The sequence below is a fragment of the Hymenobacter saemangeumensis genome, from assembly GCF_039541835.1.
Classification (GTDB): Bacteria; Bacteroidota; Bacteroidia; order Cytophagales; family Hymenobacteraceae; genus Hymenobacter; species Hymenobacter saemangeumensis.
The window spans coordinates 181,381-197,345 of sequence record NZ_BAABGZ010000008.1 but is presented as its reverse complement, the minus strand read 5'-3'; the positions used below and the strand labels follow the sequence as shown (position 1 = coordinate 197,345).

At 57.4% G+C, this 15,965-nt stretch carries 13 protein-coding genes; 2 read left to right on the top strand and 11 right to left on the bottom strand.

What is annotated here, in order from left to right; translation table 11 throughout:
• Window positions 1-86: 86 nt before the first annotated feature.
• The 4 genes from rpsL to ABD919_RS02110 all read right to left on the bottom strand — a co-directional run bounded on the left by rpsL (window position 87) and on the right by ABD919_RS02110 (window position 3,537).
• Complete coding sequence (gene rpsL, locus ABD919_RS02125) at window positions 87-515, bottom strand: 30S ribosomal protein S12 (protein ID WP_345233337.1); 429 nt, start codon at window positions 513-515, stop codon at window positions 87-89.
• A gap of 264 nt (window positions 516-779) precedes the next feature.
• On the bottom strand, window positions 780-1,184 hold the full coding sequence (locus ABD919_RS02120) for a T9SS type A sorting domain-containing protein (protein WP_345233336.1): 405 nt from the start codon (window positions 1,182-1,184) through the stop codon (window positions 780-782).
• 1,535 nt (window positions 1,185-2,719) lie between these two features.
• Window positions 2,720-3,040 (bottom strand): DUF3467 domain-containing protein, encoded by a 321-nt coding sequence (locus ABD919_RS02115; protein ID WP_345233334.1) that lies wholly within the window; start codon window positions 3,038-3,040, stop codon window positions 2,720-2,722.
• A 335-nt stretch (window positions 3,041-3,375) separates the two neighbouring features.
• A complete protein-coding gene (locus ABD919_RS02110) occupies window positions 3,376-3,537 on the bottom strand; it encodes a hypothetical protein (protein WP_345233332.1) in 162 nt (53 codons plus the stop codon).
• Window positions 3,538-3,591: 54 nt separating this feature from the next.
• Between ABD919_RS02110 and ABD919_RS02105 the strand changes: the two genes are divergently transcribed.
• Window positions 3,592-3,819, top strand: coding sequence for a hypothetical protein (locus ABD919_RS02105; protein ID WP_345233331.1), 228 nt, complete (start codon window positions 3,592-3,594; stop codon window positions 3,817-3,819).
• Window positions 3,801-4,193, top strand: coding sequence for a type II toxin-antitoxin system VapC family toxin (locus ABD919_RS02100; protein WP_345233329.1), 393 nt, complete (start codon window positions 3,801-3,803; stop codon window positions 4,191-4,193). Before ABD919_RS02105 ends, ABD919_RS02100 begins: the two co-directional genes overlap by 19 nt.
• A 133-nt stretch (window positions 4,194-4,326) precedes the next feature.
• Here ABD919_RS02100 and ABD919_RS02095 read toward each other — a convergent pair whose 3' ends face one another.
• The 7 genes from ABD919_RS02095 to rplK form a co-directional block, all read right to left on the bottom strand.
• Entirely contained in the window at window positions 4,327-4,803 is a 477-nt protein-coding gene (locus tag ABD919_RS02095; protein ID WP_345233327.1) for a hypothetical protein, read from the bottom strand.
• Window positions 4,804-4,882: 79 nt separating this feature from the next.
• Window positions 4,883-9,235: a DNA-directed RNA polymerase subunit beta' gene (gene rpoC, locus ABD919_RS02090; protein WP_345233325.1), complete on the bottom strand. Its 4,353-nt coding sequence runs from the start codon at window positions 9,233-9,235 to the stop codon at window positions 4,883-4,885.
• A 318-nt stretch (window positions 9,236-9,553) separates the two neighbouring features.
• Window positions 9,554-13,423: a DNA-directed RNA polymerase subunit beta gene (gene rpoB, locus ABD919_RS02085; protein ID WP_345233564.1), complete on the bottom strand. Its 3,870-nt coding sequence runs from the start codon at window positions 13,421-13,423 to the stop codon at window positions 9,554-9,556.
• A 285-nt stretch (window positions 13,424-13,708) separates the two neighbouring features.
• Complete coding sequence (gene rplL, locus ABD919_RS02080; RefSeq protein WP_345233323.1) at window positions 13,709-14,092, bottom strand: 50S ribosomal protein L7/L12; 384 nt, start codon at window positions 14,090-14,092, stop codon at window positions 13,709-13,711.
• 64 nt (window positions 14,093-14,156) lie between these two features.
• Window positions 14,157-14,705, bottom strand: coding sequence for a 50S ribosomal protein L10 (gene rplJ / locus ABD919_RS02075; RefSeq protein ID WP_345233321.1), 549 nt, complete (start codon window positions 14,703-14,705; stop codon window positions 14,157-14,159).
• A gap of 15 nt (window positions 14,706-14,720) precedes the next feature.
• Window positions 14,721-15,419 (bottom strand): 50S ribosomal protein L1, encoded by a 699-nt coding sequence (rplA, locus tag ABD919_RS02070; protein ID WP_345233319.1) that lies wholly within the window; start codon window positions 15,417-15,419, stop codon window positions 14,721-14,723.
• Between the two features lie 19 nt (window positions 15,420-15,438).
• On the bottom strand, window positions 15,439-15,882 hold the full coding sequence (gene rplK / locus ABD919_RS02065; protein ID WP_190925651.1) for a 50S ribosomal protein L11: 444 nt from the start codon (window positions 15,880-15,882) through the stop codon (window positions 15,439-15,441).
• Window positions 15,883-15,965 lie beyond the last annotated feature (83 nt).

Sequence of the window (15,965 nt, the reverse complement as noted above, 5' to 3'; positions counted from 1 at the left end):
AGTTGTCCGTTGTTAGTTGTTAGTTGTCAGTTTCCGGCGGCCGTAGCAACCCGACAACTGACAGCTAACAACTGACAACTAATAAATTACTTCTTCTTACCGGGTGCTGGTTTGCCACCTTTGCCGGTTGCCACGGGCTGACCGGGCTTGGGACGCTTGGCGCCGTACTTGGAGCGGCGCTGCAGACGACCGTTTACGCCGGCGGTGTCGAGGGCACCACGGATGATGTGGTAGCGAACACCGGGCAGGTCTTTTACCCGGCCACCACGAATCAGCACGATGCTGTGTTCCTGGAGGTTGTGGCCTTCACCGGGGATGTATGCGTTTACTTCCTTACCGTTGGTAAGACGCACACGGGCCACTTTGCGCATAGCCGAGTTCGGCTTCTTAGGCGTGGTGGTGTACACACGGGTGCACACGCCCCGACGCTGCGGGCACGAATCAAGGGCGGGGGACTTCGACTTTGTAGTCAAAGCCTCGCGGCCTTTCCGTACGAGTTGGTTAATGGTTGGCATTTAGCGGTTGGTTTGTTTGGAGCCGTTTGCTCCTAAAATTTTGGCTTGCAAAGGTAAGAGTATTTCGCCGCAATAGCAAACAGGGTGAGTAGGTTAATTTTAGGAGGTGAGCTTATTCTTTAACCAAAAGGCCGCCCTACTTTCTGTAGGGCGGCCTCCTGAAGGTTAGCCAAGCATTTTTTGTGCTAGCTCGGTAAGGTGGAGCTGTAGTAGGAGCACGCAAGACAAAGCAGTTGGCTTTACTTGTAAGACTTCCTTATCTGCTTACTCTACCACTAGTTGTTGGGCCTGCCCGCTGATGCTCACCAAATACACGCCCGGAGATAGCTGGTCCGGCAGCTTGAGCTTCAGCGCTCCGACAGGGGGCATCTGTCCCCGGCCTACTTCGCGACCGAGCAGGTCCAGCACCCGCACCAACTGGCCGGGGGCTGCCCCACGTACCCACACCTCCCGCACATTGGTCGGGTTGGGCCACACATCCAATCCGAGGCGACCAGGCGCGGGCGCGTGAGTGGCCAGAGGCCCACTTGTCAAGCGGGCCACAAAGCCGGTTGATTGTCCCGGTCCGGCCTGCGGTAAAGTTGTAGCACCGAAGGTGGCCGTCGAGCTGGTGAAGAAGCCGCCGACGTACAGGCGACCGGCGTTGTCGGTGGTTATTGTTCGGGCCACGGCTGGGCTAATGGCTTGGGCCCACACCCACGCGCCAGTGCCGGCATCCAGCTGTGCCAGCTGCACTCGGCCACCGCCTAGGAGTGGGCTCTCGAAAGCAGCTGGCCACCCGTAGATACCTGCGGCCACGTAGAGCCGTCCCTGTCCGCCCAAGGCAATAGCCCCTAGCACGTCGTCTTGCATGCCACCCGCGCGGGTGGCCCATTGCCAGGTACCTGTAGCGGCCTCTAACCGAGCGACGAATACGTCACCGTGAAATCTGAGGGATGCACCACCGACCCGACTGCTCATATTCGGCAACACGGTGCTACCCACGCGCATTGCAGAGCCTTCATATCTTCCACACACATACAAGTGCCCACTGGTATCCTGCGTCAGTTGAATAATACTTAAATCCAGTAGGTTTTGGTTCGTAACAGCATCGCCCTGTATAGCCCATAGCCAAGTACCACCATCCGTGCACTTCGCTACAAAAACGTCGCCCCCGGTATTAGAACCTGAGTTGGGAATAAGCTGGGTAGTTAGCGTGGTGGCACCAAAGCTCACGGACCCGTACTTAAAAATGCCGGCCAGATACAGCTCACCTTGAGCACTATGTACCATGCTGGTTATTTGAGGCGCTCTCGTGCCCGCATCCCGCGCCCATAGCCAATTGCCGGCCCCGTCCAGCTTGGCAATAAAGGCATGACCGGTCTGCGAGTAAGGGAGTATGAAAGAACCAAAGTCCGCGGTGTCGCTCCATAAGCTACCAGCGATATACACTTGGCCTTGCGGCGTAATAGCCAGTGCGGTAGGAAAGTCCTCGTACGTTCCTCCAAACCGGCGTGCCCAGAGCCATTGGCCGGTGGTGCCGTTGAGCTTGGCAATGAAACCGTCGCGCCAGCGGCTGGAATTGTACAGTGTGATACCTCCGAACGAGACGCTGTAGCTCTCAAATGTGCCCGTAACGTAAACATCGCCGTTGCTATCGACTCCTAAGTCGGTGACTTCTTCGCGCAAGGTACCTACTCCCTGCACAGCCCACAGGTAGGTGCCGGCTGCGTCCAGCTTGGCGACAAACACATCGGTAGGGGCCAGCAAAGTCGGGTCCACAGGCACAGCACCAGCCGAGGTTAGGATGGTGCTGCCCAGCAAGGTGCTACCATCGAAAATCCCCCCTACTATGGTATTCCCCTGGGCATCCGTTGCCAGTTTGGTCGGCCCACTCGGGAAGATATTCTGGCTGCTGGCACAGGTAGTAGCCCGGTCGAAGGTGGGAGTTTGAGCGTAGCTGCTTAGAGCCAGACACTGCCAAACCATCGCCCATAGCAGAAAGCGCTGCCAGCCGCCAGAGCATAAGGGAACCGTCAAAAAGGCAACGTGGCTGTAGGTCATGGGTGCAGTAAGTATACTCCTGTGGCTTGCTGACAGTCAGAAACATACTGCCCCCGATTTATGTAACCAGCAGCAGTGCGCCTTAGCTGCACAAGGTACCATAAAAAAGAGCCTATCAAGCTGCAACGCTCAATAGGCTCTCACATTTCGATAGAACCAGCTTACGCCTCCCCTATCGAGCCCCCGAAGTTCATGGGGTAGCTGGGGGCGTCGTTCTGCATTTTAATGGGCCCGTGAGCCTGCTCAAACCGCTCCACGTTTTCGGCTAGGGCTTGCAGCAGGCGCTTGGCGTGCTCGGGCGTTACCACCACGCGGGCTTTCACTTTGGCCTTGGGCAGGCCGGGCATCATGCGGATAAAGTCGATGACAAACTCACTGTTGCTGTGCGCAATCATGGCGAGGTTGGCGTACTCGCCCTCGGCCATAGCCTCAGAGAGTTCAATGTTGATGGCGTTGGGGTCGGGGTTCTGGTTGGGTTGCATATTTAGTGTTCAAGTTTTGTTTGCCATTCATTCAATACTGAACGAACTGCGGCATAGGCAAGGAACAAGCTTATGGCGAATAAGAAGAGAAACCAGATGAACATGAAAACCGGTGGCCACACTTTCTCTAGAAAAGCAAAGTATCCCAATGGGATTTCAAGCAGATAGCGTCCGGACACATACGCTAGAAGTGCGCTGCCGCCTAACACTGCAGTGCTTATAAGCATTCTACATACGAAGGTCAGCCACCATATCCATTTCATCATCCATCGAATATAAAGAAAAAGCCGACCGGGTCACCCCGGTCGGCTTTTCCATTACAAACCTAAGCGAAATTACTCGGCCGAAACCTCACGCTTGCCGGCACGCACGGGGCGCTTGGCGGGCATGGTTTCTTCGGCGGCCTTGGCCGCAGCTTGGGCTTCCACTTCTTCCTTGGAGGCAACAATCTGGCGGGTGTACTCGCACAGACCGGTACCGGCCGGAAAGCCGGGCACTTTTCGTTACCAATACCTCTTTGTATATCTTTAGCACTTTCAACCCACTCCGTTATGCCTCTCATGCTCATCAATGCCCCGGACGATGGGGCTGTAGCGGCCGTGCAACACCTGAGCAGCGTTCAGGTGCTAGCCGTGGTGGCCGGCCCTCAACCAACAAAGCCCGTGGGCGCTGCTCCGCAAAAGCCTCGTAGCTGGCTTGGCTTACTGCCCCAAGAGGCTGGCCAGCGCATGTTGAAGGAAGTAGCCGAGCTGCGTGACGAATGGGAGCGAAATTCTTAGTTGATACCAACACCATTATAGAGCTGGTAACCCAGCTGCTGCCCCCGGCGGGCGGCGCGTGGGTTGATGGCTTGGTGCTGCGGGAAGAACATGCTATCAGCGTCATCAACTGGATTGAATTGTTGGTAAATCCGAGGTCAGCACAGGAAAAGCAGGTGCTGGAACTCTTTGTGGCCACTTCCCCGGTGCTACCGCTTGATGCGGACGTAGTTCGGCAGACCATCTTGTTGCGCCAGCAATACCATACGAAGCTTCCCGATGCTATTGTGGCGGCTACGGCTTTGGTACATGGCCTCGTGCTGGTGTCGCGCAACACCTCCGACTTCAGCCGTATTGCGGGCCTGGTAGTCGTCAACCCACACCACATTCTTTAGCCGCGCTCCTAGGCGAGGTTGGCGTACTCGCCCTCGGCCATGGCCTCGGAGAGTTCAGTGTTGAAGGCGTCGGGGGCGGGGTTTTGGTTGGGTTGCATATCGAAGTCCTTTAAGGGATTTAAGTACAAGTTAGCTACTGTTCGGGCTGATGCCCCTCCAGCATTGTCCTCTCCATATATTCTACGGCTTTGCCAACAGTGATAGAAAACACTCCGGCATTACCAGCATCAAAGCTTTGCCGCCATTCATTATAGCCTTCGCTATATTCCGGCAGGCTTTTTACGATTCCAAGTTGCTTGGTTACACTTGAGTCCATAGCCGCTTCCGAAAACGGCATGTGGGATATTGTCTCACTGTATTTCTCAGGCTTGATGGACGTTTTGACCTTCACATTGCTCACATAGATGTGAATTATGTTGCCTATGCTGTCTTGTCCTTCAATTTTAACAATCGTCAATTTCGCATCAGGCTCCGAAGGCCGGGTATTATAGGCCCAAACCTGACCTACTTGGTACTTTGACTTTGTAGCCTCCCGCAAGCGTGATTTTTCAGAATCCACAGAGCAACCGATTACCAAAGCGCATAAACCGAAAAGTAGTGCGAATTTCATTTGACGCATGAGGTTAGGGCAAACAAAAAAGCCGACCGGGTCACCCCGGTCGGCTTTTCCATTACAAACCTAAGCGAAATTACTCGGCCGAAACCTCACGCTTGCCGGCGCGCACGGGGCGCTTGGCGGGCATGGTTTCTTCGGCAGCCTTGGCCGCAGCCTGGGCTTCCACTTCTTCCTTGGAGGCAACAATCTGGCGGGTGTACTCGCGCAGACCGGTACCGGCCGGGATGAGGTGGCCCACAATCACGTTCTCCTTCAGGCCGAGCAGCTCATCAGCCTTGCCACGGATGGCGGCTTCGCTGAGCACCTTGGTGGTTTCCTGGAAGGAAGCCGCCGAGATGAACGAGGCCGTGCCGAGCGAGGCCTGGGTGATGCCTTGCAGCGTGGGACGGGAAACAGCCGGCTGGGCGTCGCGCACCTGCACGAGGCGCAGGTCACGGCGTTTCAGGCTGGAGTTCTCGTCGCGCAGCTTGCGGGCATTCACAATCTGGCCGGGCTTCAGGTTGGTCGAGTCGCCGGAATCCGTCACCACCTTCATGTCGATGATGGTGTCGTTTTCCTCCATGAAGATGATTTTGTCAATCACCTGGTTTTCGAGGAACGACGTGTCGCCGGCGTCCAGAATCACAACTTTCTGCATCATCTGGCGCACGACCACCTCGATGTGCTTGTCGTTGATTTTCACACCCTGCAGGCGGTATACTTCCTGAATCTCGTTCACGAGGTATTCCTGCACGGCGCCCGGGCCCTGAATGCTCAGGATGTCGGAAGGCGTAATGGCACCATCCGACAGCGGCATGCCGGCGCGGATAAAGTCGTTGTCCTGCACCAGGATGTGTTTGGACAGCGGCACCATGTACTTCTTCTTCACGCCGTCCTTCGACTCCACGAAGATTTCGCGGTTACCACGCTTCACCGAGCCGTAGGTTACCACGCCGTCGATTTCCGACACCACGGCCGGGTTCGAGGGGTTGCGGGCTTCGAACAGTTCGGTTACGCGGGGCAGACCACCGGTGATGTCGCGGGTTTTGCCCACGGCACGCGGAATCTTAGCCAGGATGTGACCAGCCTTGATTTTCTCGTTGTTCTCCACGTTCAAGTGCGAGCCCACCGGGATGCTGTACGACTTCTGACCCTCAACGTCGCCCTTCTTGCCGGGCCGCACGATGATGGCCGGGTTCTGGGCTTTGTCTTTGGATTCGATAATCACCTTCTCGCGGTGACCGGTCTGCTCATCCGACTCCTCACGGTAGGTGATGCCTTCCGTTACGGCGTCGTACACGATGGTACCGTCAAACTCGGCCAGAATTACGGCGTTGTAGGGGTCCCAGGTGTTCAGCGACTGGCCTTTCTCTACCTCCTGGCCTTCTTTTACCAGCAGGAAGGAGCCGTAGGGCACGTGGTGGGTGATGAACACCTTGCCGGTGCCCTTCTCCACGATGCGGATTTCGCCCGAGCGGCCCATCACTACCTGGGTAGATTCGCCTTCGGCCGTTACCGTGTCCACGGTGCGGATGTCTTCGAACTCAATCACACCGGCGAACTTGGCCTTCAGGCCCGATTCTACGGCGATGTTGGAGGCCGTACCACCTACGTGGAAGGTACGCAGCGTGAGCTGGGTGCCGGGCTCACCAATCGACTGAGCGGCGATAACACCAACCGCTTCGCCCTTCTGCACCATGCGGCCCGAGGCCAGGTTGCGGCCATAGCACTTGGCGCAGATACCGCGCTTGCTTTCGCAAGTCAGCACCGAGCGGATTTCCACCGACTCGATTGCCGTAGCATCGATGCGGCGGGTGGTATCTTCCTTAATTTCCAGGCCCGAAGCCAGAATCACCTCGTCGGTGAGCGGGTCCACGATGTCGTGTACCGCCACGCGGCCCAGGATACGCTCCGACAGGGGCTCTACCACGTCCTCGTTGTCCTTCAGGGCGAAGGTCTCGATGCCGCGCAGGGTGCCGCAGTCTACTTCGTTCACGATGACGTCCTGCGACACGTCTACCAGACGACGAGTCAGGTAGCCGGCGTCAGCCGTCTTCAGTGCGGTGTCGGCCAGACCCTTACGGGCACCGTGGGTTGAGATGAAATACTCGATAACGTCCAGGCCTTCTTTGAAGTTAGACAGAATCGGGTTTTCGATGATTTCACCTACCGAGCCTTGCAGCGACTTCTGGGGCTTGGCCATCAGGCCACGCATCCCGCCCAGCTGACGAATCTGCTCGCGCGAGCCGCGGGCTCCCGAGTGCATCATCATGTAGATGGAGTTGAAGCCCTGGTTTTCCTTCTCCAGACGGCCCATCAACGTTTCCGTAATCTGATTGTTGATGCGCGTCCAGATGTCGATAACCTGGTTGTAACGCTCGTTGTCGGTAATCAGACCCATCTGGTAGTTCTGAGTTACAGCGGCCACGTCGGCTTGCGCCTGGGCTACCAGCTCGTCCTTCTCCTTGGGAATCTGAATATCACCCAGACCCATGCTCAGGCCGCCTTTGTAGGCCGATTGGAAACCGAGAGTCTTGATGTCGTCGAGGAACTGTGCGGTGCGGGCCATGCCGGTGCGCTTAAACACCAGCGAGATGATTTGCTGCAGCTTTTTCTTGGTCAGCAGCTCATCTACGAAGCCTACTTCCTCGGGCACGAGCTGGTTGAACAGCACGCGGCCGGCTACGGTCTCCACGATTTTAGTAACGAGGTTGTCTTCTTCGTCGCGGACTTTGGTACGCACCTTAATGTAGGCGTGCTTCGACAGCTGGCCTTCGTTGATGGCAATTACCACTTCCTCATCGGAGTAGAACACCCGTCCTTCGCCTTGTACCGTCTCCTCGGGCGTGCTACGCTTGCCTTTGGTTACGTAGTACAGGCCCAGAACCATGTCCTGCGACGGTACCGCGATGGGCGCGCCGTTGGCCGGGTTCAGGATGTTGTGCGAGGCCAGCATGAGCATGGAGGCTTCCAGGATAGCGGCCGGTCCCAGGGGAACGTGCACAGCCATCTGGTCACCGTCAAAGTCAGCGTTGAAGGCCGTACACACCAGCGGGTGCAGCTGAATAGCCTTGCCCTCGATGAGGCGGGGCTGGAAGGCCTGAATGCCCAGACGGTGCAGCGTAGGAGCCCGGTTGAGGAGCACCGGGTGGCCTTTCAGCACGTTTTCCAGGATGTCCCACACTACGGCGTCCTTGCGGTCCACAATCTTCTTGGCCGACTTCACCGTCTTCACAATGCCGCGCTCGATGAGCTTGCGGATGATGAACGGCTTGAACAGCTCGGCCGCCATGTTCTTGGGCAGGCCGCACTCGTGCAGCTTCAGCTCCGGGCCTACCACGATAACCGAACGACCGGAGTAGTCGACACGCTTACCGAGCAGGTTCTGACGGAAGCGGCCCTGCTTGCCTTTCAGCATGTCGGACAGCGACTTCAGGGCGCGGTTGCCTTCGGCGCGCACGGCGTTCACCTTACGCGAGTTGTCGAAGAGCGAGTCCACGGCTTCCTGCAGCATGCGCTTCTCGTTGCGCAGAATCACCTCGGGCGCCTTGATTTCAATCAGGCGCTTGAGGCGGTTGTTGCGGATGATAACGCGACGGTACAGGTCGTTCAGGTCGGAAGTAGCAAAGCGGCCACCATCCAGCGGCACCAGGGGGCGCAGCTCCGGCGGAATCACCGGCACCATGCGGATAACCATCCACTCGGGCTTGTTCTCGATGCGGGTAGCGGCGTCGCGGAATGCTTCCACTACGCGCAGGCGCTTCAGGGCTTCCGCCTTGCGCTGTTGCGAGGTTTCGTGGGCGGCCGAGTCGCGCAGGCTGTAGGAAAGCTCATCGAGGTTGATGCGCTCCAGCAGCATCTGCAGGGCGTCGGCACCCATGCGGGCGATGAATTTATTGGGGTCCTCGTTGGGCAGCATCTGATTCTCCCGGGGGAGCTTGTCGATGATGTCGAGGTATTCGTCTTCGGTGAGGAAGTCGAGCTGCTGTACGCCTTCTTCGGCCAGGGTGCCGGGCTGAACAACTACGTACCGCTCGTAATAGATAATCTGGTCGAGCTTCTTGGTGGGCAGGCCCAGCAGGTAGCCGATTTTGTTCGGCAGGCTCTTGAAGTACCAGATGTGAGCTACGGGCACCACCAGTTCGATGTGGCCCATGCGCTCACGACGCACCTTCTTCTCGGTCACCTCCACGCCGCAGCGGTCGCAGATGATGCCCTTGTAGCGAATCCGCTTGTACTTGCCGCAGTGGCATTCCCAGTCTTTTACCGGACCGAAAATCCGCTCACAGAACAAGCCGCCCATTTCGGGCTTGTAGGTGCGGTAGTTGATGGTTTCAGGCTTTACCACTTCGCCGGTGCTGCGCTCCAGAATTGCTTCGGGCGAGGCCAGGGAGATGGTTACTTTGGAGAAGTCCTGAACCAGTTTCTTATTTTTTGCAAAAGCCATTTGAGTGGTTTTAAGCTGTTAGCTGTTGGCTTTGGTCTGTTTGGGCTTCGTCAGTCGCCAGACTGAGCGCAAGCTGGTCAAAACAGTTCGACGCTTGAAAAAGTGCGTTGGCAGAACAGATAGGTATGTTTTGCCGCTTCCACAAGGTCTTATTGGTAAACTTTCCCGGAGTTCGCGGGCTGTCCTGACCATATCTCGGAACAGCTGCTAGATGAGGGCATTGCGCTGCCGGCATCAACCGGATAATATGGCTGCTGGTTGCTTGCTTCCTGCTGCCTGAGCAGCCACGGAAACAAGCAACCAGTTACCAAAAACTTACTAATCCATGGTGATTTCCAGGGCCAGACCACGCAGCTCGTGGAGCAGCACGTTGAACGACTCGGGGATGTTGGGCTTGGGCAGCACGTCGCCTTTTACAATGGCTTCGTATGCTTTGGCGCGACCAACCACGTCGTCCGACTTCACGGTGAGGATTTCCTGCAGCACGTTGGAAGCACCGAAGGCCTCCAGCGCCCACACTTCCATCTCGCCGAAGCGCTGGCCACCGAACTGGGCCTTACCACCCAGCGGCTGCTGCGTGATGAGAGAGTACGGACCGATGGAGCGGGCGTGCATCTTGTCGTCGACCAAGTGACCCAGCTTGAGCATGTAAATCACGCCCACGGTCACTGGCTGGTCGAACTGCTGCCCGGTCAGGCCGTCGTGCAGGTAGGTGCGGCCAAAGCGCGGCAGGCCGGCTTCGGTCAGCTCCGCCGACACTTCGGCTTCGGTAGCGCCGTCGAAAATCGGAGTCGAGTAGCGGCGGCCCAGCTTGAGGCCGGCCCAGCCCAGTACTGTCTCGTAAATCTGGCCGATGTTCATGCGGCTCGGTACACCCAGGGGGTTGAGCACGATGTCCATCGGGGTGCCGTCGGCCAGGAAGGGCATGTCCTCATCGCGCACGATGCGGGCCACCACGCCTTTGTTACCGTGACGGCCGGCCATCTTGTCACCCACCTTCAGCTTGCGCTTCTTGGCGATGTACACTTTGGCCAGCTGCACGATGCCGGCCGGCAGCTCGTCGCCCACCTCCAGGGTGAAACGGTTGCGCTTGAAGCGGGCGGTGATGGTGTTGCGGCGCTTGGCGTAGTTTTTCACCAGGTCCTGCAGCAGGCCATTCACCTTGGCATCGGCTGTCCAGCCTTCCAGAATCAGGTCCTTGAACAGGTTCACTTCTTCCGGAACGGCGTAGTTGCTCTCGTCCTTGTAGGGGTTCTTATCGGGGAAGAGGCCTTCCGTAATGTTCTTACGGTTGAACTTCACGCCCTTGGCAACCATCTCCTCGCCGAAGCGGTGCTTCACGCCCTGGGAGGTTTTGCCTTCCAGCAGCTGCACGAGCTTGTCAATCATGATGGCCTTTACGCCCCGCAGCTCGTGGGCATACTTGTCCTTCAGGTCTTCAACCTCTTTCTTCGACTTGGCCCGCAGGTTCTTGTCCTTTTTAGGACGCGAGAACAGCTTGGTGCCAATCACCACACCCTGCAGGGAGGGCGGCGCCTTCAGCGAGGCGTCCTTCACATCGCCGGCCTTGTCGCCGAAGATGGCGCGGAGCAGCTTCTCTTCCGGCGTGGGGTCCGTCTCGCCCTTGGGCGTGATTTTACCAATCAGGATGTCGCCTTCCCGCACCTCCGCGCCGAGGCGGATGATGCCGTTGTCGTCGAGGTTGCGCACGGCTTCTTCGCTTACGTTCGGGATTTCCGAGGTCAGCTCTTCTTCGCCGCGCTTGGTCTCGCGCACTTCCAGCTCAAACTCCTCAATGTGAATCGAGGTAAAGATGTCGTCGCGCACCACGCGCTCCGAGATGACAATAGCATCTTCGAAGTTGTAGCCCTGCCAGGGCATGAAAGCCACCTGCATGTTGCGGCCCAGCGCCAGCTCGCCCTGGTGGGTGCCGTAGCCTTCGCACAGCGGCTGGCCCTTGCTAACCCGGTCGCCACGCTTCACGAGCGGCGTCAGGTTGAGGCAGGTGTCCTGGTTGGTGCGGCGGAACTTGATGAGGTCGTAGGTAATACGCTCGGCATCGAAGCTCACCATGATGTCGTCCTCCGAGAGGTCGTACTTCACAATGATTTTGTTGGCGTCCACGTAATCGATTACGCCTTCGCCTTCGGCCATGATGAGGGTACGCGAGTCGGTGGCAATGCGGCCTTCCAGGCCGGTGCCCACGATGGGGGCCTCCGGGCGGAGCAGCGGCACCGCCTGACGCTGCATGTTCGAGCCCATCAGGGCGCGGTTAGCATCGTCGTGCTCGAGGAAGGGAATGAGCGAAGCAGCCACCGATACAATCTGGTTGGGCGCCACGTCCATGTAGGAGTACTCCTCGGGGCTTACCACGGGGAAGTCGCCTTCGAAGCGGCCCTTCACCAGCTCCTGGGTCAGCTTGCCGTTCTCATCGAGCAGCGAGTTGGCCTGGGCAATGTGGTGGGTGTCCTCTTCCTCAGCGGTCAGGAACTTCACGTTCTCGCTCATGTCCACCTTGCCGCCTTTCACGTCGCGGTAGGGCGTCTCGATGAAGCCCATGGCGTTCACGCGGGCGTGCACGCACAGCGACGAAATCAGACCGATGTTCGGTCCTTCCGGCGTTTCGATGGTGCAGAGGCGGCCGTAGTGCGTGTAGTGTACGTCACGTACTTCGAAGCCGGCGCGCTCACGCGACAGACCTCCTGGCCCGAGCGCCGATACACGACGCTTGTGCGTCACCTCGGCCAGGGGGTTGGTCTGGTCCATGAACTGCGACAGCTGGTTCGTGCCGAAGAACGAGTTGATAACGCTCGACAGGGTGCGGGCGTTAATCAGGTCTACCGGCTTGAAGTCCTCGTTGTCGCGCACGTTCATGCGCTCCTTGATGGTGCGGGCCATACGGGCCAGGCCCACGCCGAACTGAGCGTAGAGCTGCTCCCCTACCGTGCGCACGCGGCGGTTGCTCAGGTGGTCAATGTCGTCGACAATGGCCTTGGAGTTAATCAGACCAATCAGGTACTTCACGATGAGAACAATGTCCTCATTGGTCAGCACGCGGGCCTCCTGGCTCATGTCGATGCCCAGCTTCTTGTTAATCCGGTAGCGGCCCACTTCCCCGAGGTCGTAGCGCTTGTCCGAGAAGAACAGCTTCTGGATGATGTCACGGGCAGTTTCTTCGTCGGGCGCCTCCGTGTTACGGAGCTGACGGTAAATCTGCTCTACAGCTTCCTTCTCCGAGTTGGAGTTGTCTTTCTGCAGCGTGTTGTAAATGATGGCGAAGTCCGCGATGTTAACGTTTTCGCGGTGCAGAATCACCGACTTGGCCCCGGCTTCGAGGATGGTGTCGATGTCTTCTTCCTCAATGGTGGAGTCACGCTCCAGCAACACTTCGTTGCGGTCGATGGAAACCACCTCGCCGGTGTCTTCGTCCACGAAGTCTTCCGTCCAGGTGCGCAGCACGCGGGCGGCCAGCTTGCGGCCCACGGCCTTCTTGAGGTTTTTCTTGTCGGCCTTCACCTCTTCCGACAGCCCGAACAGGTCGAGGATGTCTTTGTCGGTGCCATAGCCGATGGCGCGCAGCAGCGTCGTAACCGGGAATTTCTTCTTGCGGTCGATGTACGCGTACATCACGTTGTTCACGTCCGTGGCGAATTCAATCCACGAGCCTTTGAACGGAATGATACGGGCCGAATACAGCTTGGTGCCGTTGGTGTGCTTGCTCTGGGCGAAGAAAACACCCGGCGAGCGGTGCAGCTGCGACACGATAACGCGCTCGGCACCGTTGATAACGAAGGAGCCCTTCACGGTCATGTAGGGAATGTTCCCGAGGAACACCTCCTGCTCAATCGTCTCGAAGTCTTCGTTGTCCTTGTCGTTGCAAATCAGACGCAGCTTGGCTTTCAGCGGAACCGAGTAAGTCAGGCCACGGTCGATGCACTCGTCAACCGAATATTTGGGCGGGTCGACGTGATAATCAATGAAATTCAGCACGAAGTTTTCGCGCGAATCGGAAATCGGGAAGTTCTCGGCAAACACTTTGAACAAACCCTCGTTAGAACGGCTTTCGGCGGCCGTCTCCAACTGAAAGAAATCCTGGAACGACTGCACCTGCACGTCCAGGAAATCCGGGTACTCGATAACCTTCTTAATCTTGGCGAAGTTGATTCGCTCGGCGGCCGGTTTCTTCAGGGAGGCCGTTGTTGCTTTCGGTGTAGCCAATGCGTTGAGGTTTAAATGATGGACACAGAAGCGTAATAAGATTGCCAAGCTCAAGCCTGGCAAAGGGGAAGGCGCACACCCTGAGCACAATGCCCAGGCCAGTAGCGCAGTCCAAAAAAGCGCCGACGGGGCGCTTTCAGTTTTTCAGGCCGAAGCCTGGGATAACTAACGGACTACAAACAGGAAAAGACCTGGCTTAGTTGCCAGGTCTAATCCTTATTTGAAGCGGGTCCGCAGATGCTTCAGGAGCAGAAATTACTTAACTTCTACTTCAGCACCGGCTTCTTCCAGCTGCTTCTTCAGCGACTCAGCTTCGTCCTTGGCTACGCCTTCCTTCAGGGGCTTGGGAGCACCGTCAACCAGTTCCTTAGCCTCTTTCAGGCCCAGGCCGGTCAGGTCCTTCACCAGCTTCACCACGGCCAGCTTCTGGCCACCGGCAGCTTTCAGGATTACGTCGAAGGCCGTCTTCTCCTCGGGAGCTTCAGCAGCAGCAGCGCCAGCGCCGCCACCAGCCATCATTACGGGAGCAGCAGCAGCGGGCTCGATGCCGTACTCGTCCTTCAGGATGCCTGCCAATTCGTTTACTTCTTTCACCGTCAGGTTTACGAGCTGCTCAGCGAATGCTTTCAAATCTGCCATTTCTGTAGATTGTTAAAAAAGGGGTGTTGTTGAAAATTTGAATGAGTGCGAAAAAGCAGCGGGCTTAGGCAGCCTCTTTTTCGCTGAGGGTTTTGAGGATACCAGCCAGCTTGTTGCCGCCGCTCTGCAGAGCACCGATAACGTTCTTGGCGGGCGACTGCAGCAGGCCGATGAGTTCACCGAGCAGCTCCTGCTTGCCTTTGATGGTAGTGAGGGTCTCCAGCTGATTGGCACCGATGTAGATGCTGGCATCAACGTAAGCGCCTTTCAGTACCGGCTTGGGCTCAACGCCACGGCCGTAGTTCTGCGACTTGTAGAAGTCACGCAGCAGCTTGGCCGGAGCCGCGCCGCTCTCCTGCGAGAACAGTACGCCCGAAGCACCTTTCAGTGCGGCGTCCATCTCCGAAGTATCGTGGCCGAGGGTGTCCAGCGCCTTACGGATAAAGGTGTTTTTGTACACCTTGTATTCCATACCGCGGTTGAAGCACAGACGACGGAATTCGTTGATTTTAGCCACTGACATTACCGACGCATCGACAATGTAGAACGAGTTGTGTGATTGGAGTTTTCCGCTCAACTCATCCACGAGGGCTTGTTTTTCTTCCCGGGTCATGTTTGGTTGGGTTAATTAGTTAGCGGAAGAAACCTGGCTGTCTACCGGTACACCGGGCGACATCGTGCTGCTGAGCGTGATGCTCCGGATGTAGGTACCCTTCGAGGAAGAAGGCTTCAGACGGCCCAGGGTCTGGATAACCTCCAGGGCGTTTTCGGCCAGCATCTTCTCGTCGAACGACACTTTGCCTACCGAGCAGTGAATGATACCGGTCTTGTCAACTTTGAAGTCGATTTTACCAGCCTTCACTTCCTGCACAGCCTTGGCTACGTCGGTCGTCACGGTGCCCGACTTCGGGTTCGGCATCAGACCACGGGGACCGAGCACACGGCCCAGGCGACCCACTTTGGCCATTACGGCCGGCATGGTGATGATAACGTCGATGTCGGTCCAGCCTTTCTCGATTTTCGAGATGTAGTCGTCCAGACCTACGAAGTCGGCGCCGGCGGCCAGGGCCTCAGCCTCCTTGTCGGGAGTCACGAGAGCCAGAACACGAACGGTTTTGCCGGTGCCGTGGGGCAGGGTGGCTACGCCACGTACCATCTGGTCGGCTTTGCGGGGGTCTACACCCAGGCGAACGTCGATATCAACCGAGGCGTCGAACTTGGTGTAAGTGATGTCCTTCACCACTTTCGCGGCTTCCAGGAGGCTGCGTACTTCCGTCAGGTCGTACTTGGCAAGGGCTTCCTTGCGCTTTTTGCTGATTTTTGCCATCTTGCTTTTCTCCGTTTAGTTATTCAGCAAAGGGAGAATCGCCCTTGATGGTAATACCCATGCTGCGGGCCGTGCCAGCTACCTGCTTCATGGCCGACTCCACCTTGAAGGCGTTGAGGTCGGGCATTTTGGTCTCGGCAATGGTACGGATTTGGTCCCAGGTCACCGAGCCTACCTTGTTACGGTTGGGCTCTTTCGAACCGCTCTGCAGCTTGGCAGCCTCCATGAGGAGCACCGGAGCCGGAGCAGTCTTCACAACGAAGTCGAACGACTTGTCGGTGTACATGGTAATCAGGACGGGGCACACTTGGCCGGCTTTATCTTGGGTGCGAGCATTGAACTGCTTGCAAAACTCCATGATGTTCAAGCCTTTGCTACCAAGTGCAGGTCCTACCGGCGGCGAGGGATTCGCGGCGCCTCCCTTTATCTGCAGACGCAGATAACCTCTGATTTCTTTGGCCATTTGGTTTGGTTGGTCTGTGGCTTCTACGTCGTAACTCGTAGTTGCCTCAGTTGTATAAAACTCCTTTTCTGGAAGCCCTGCCG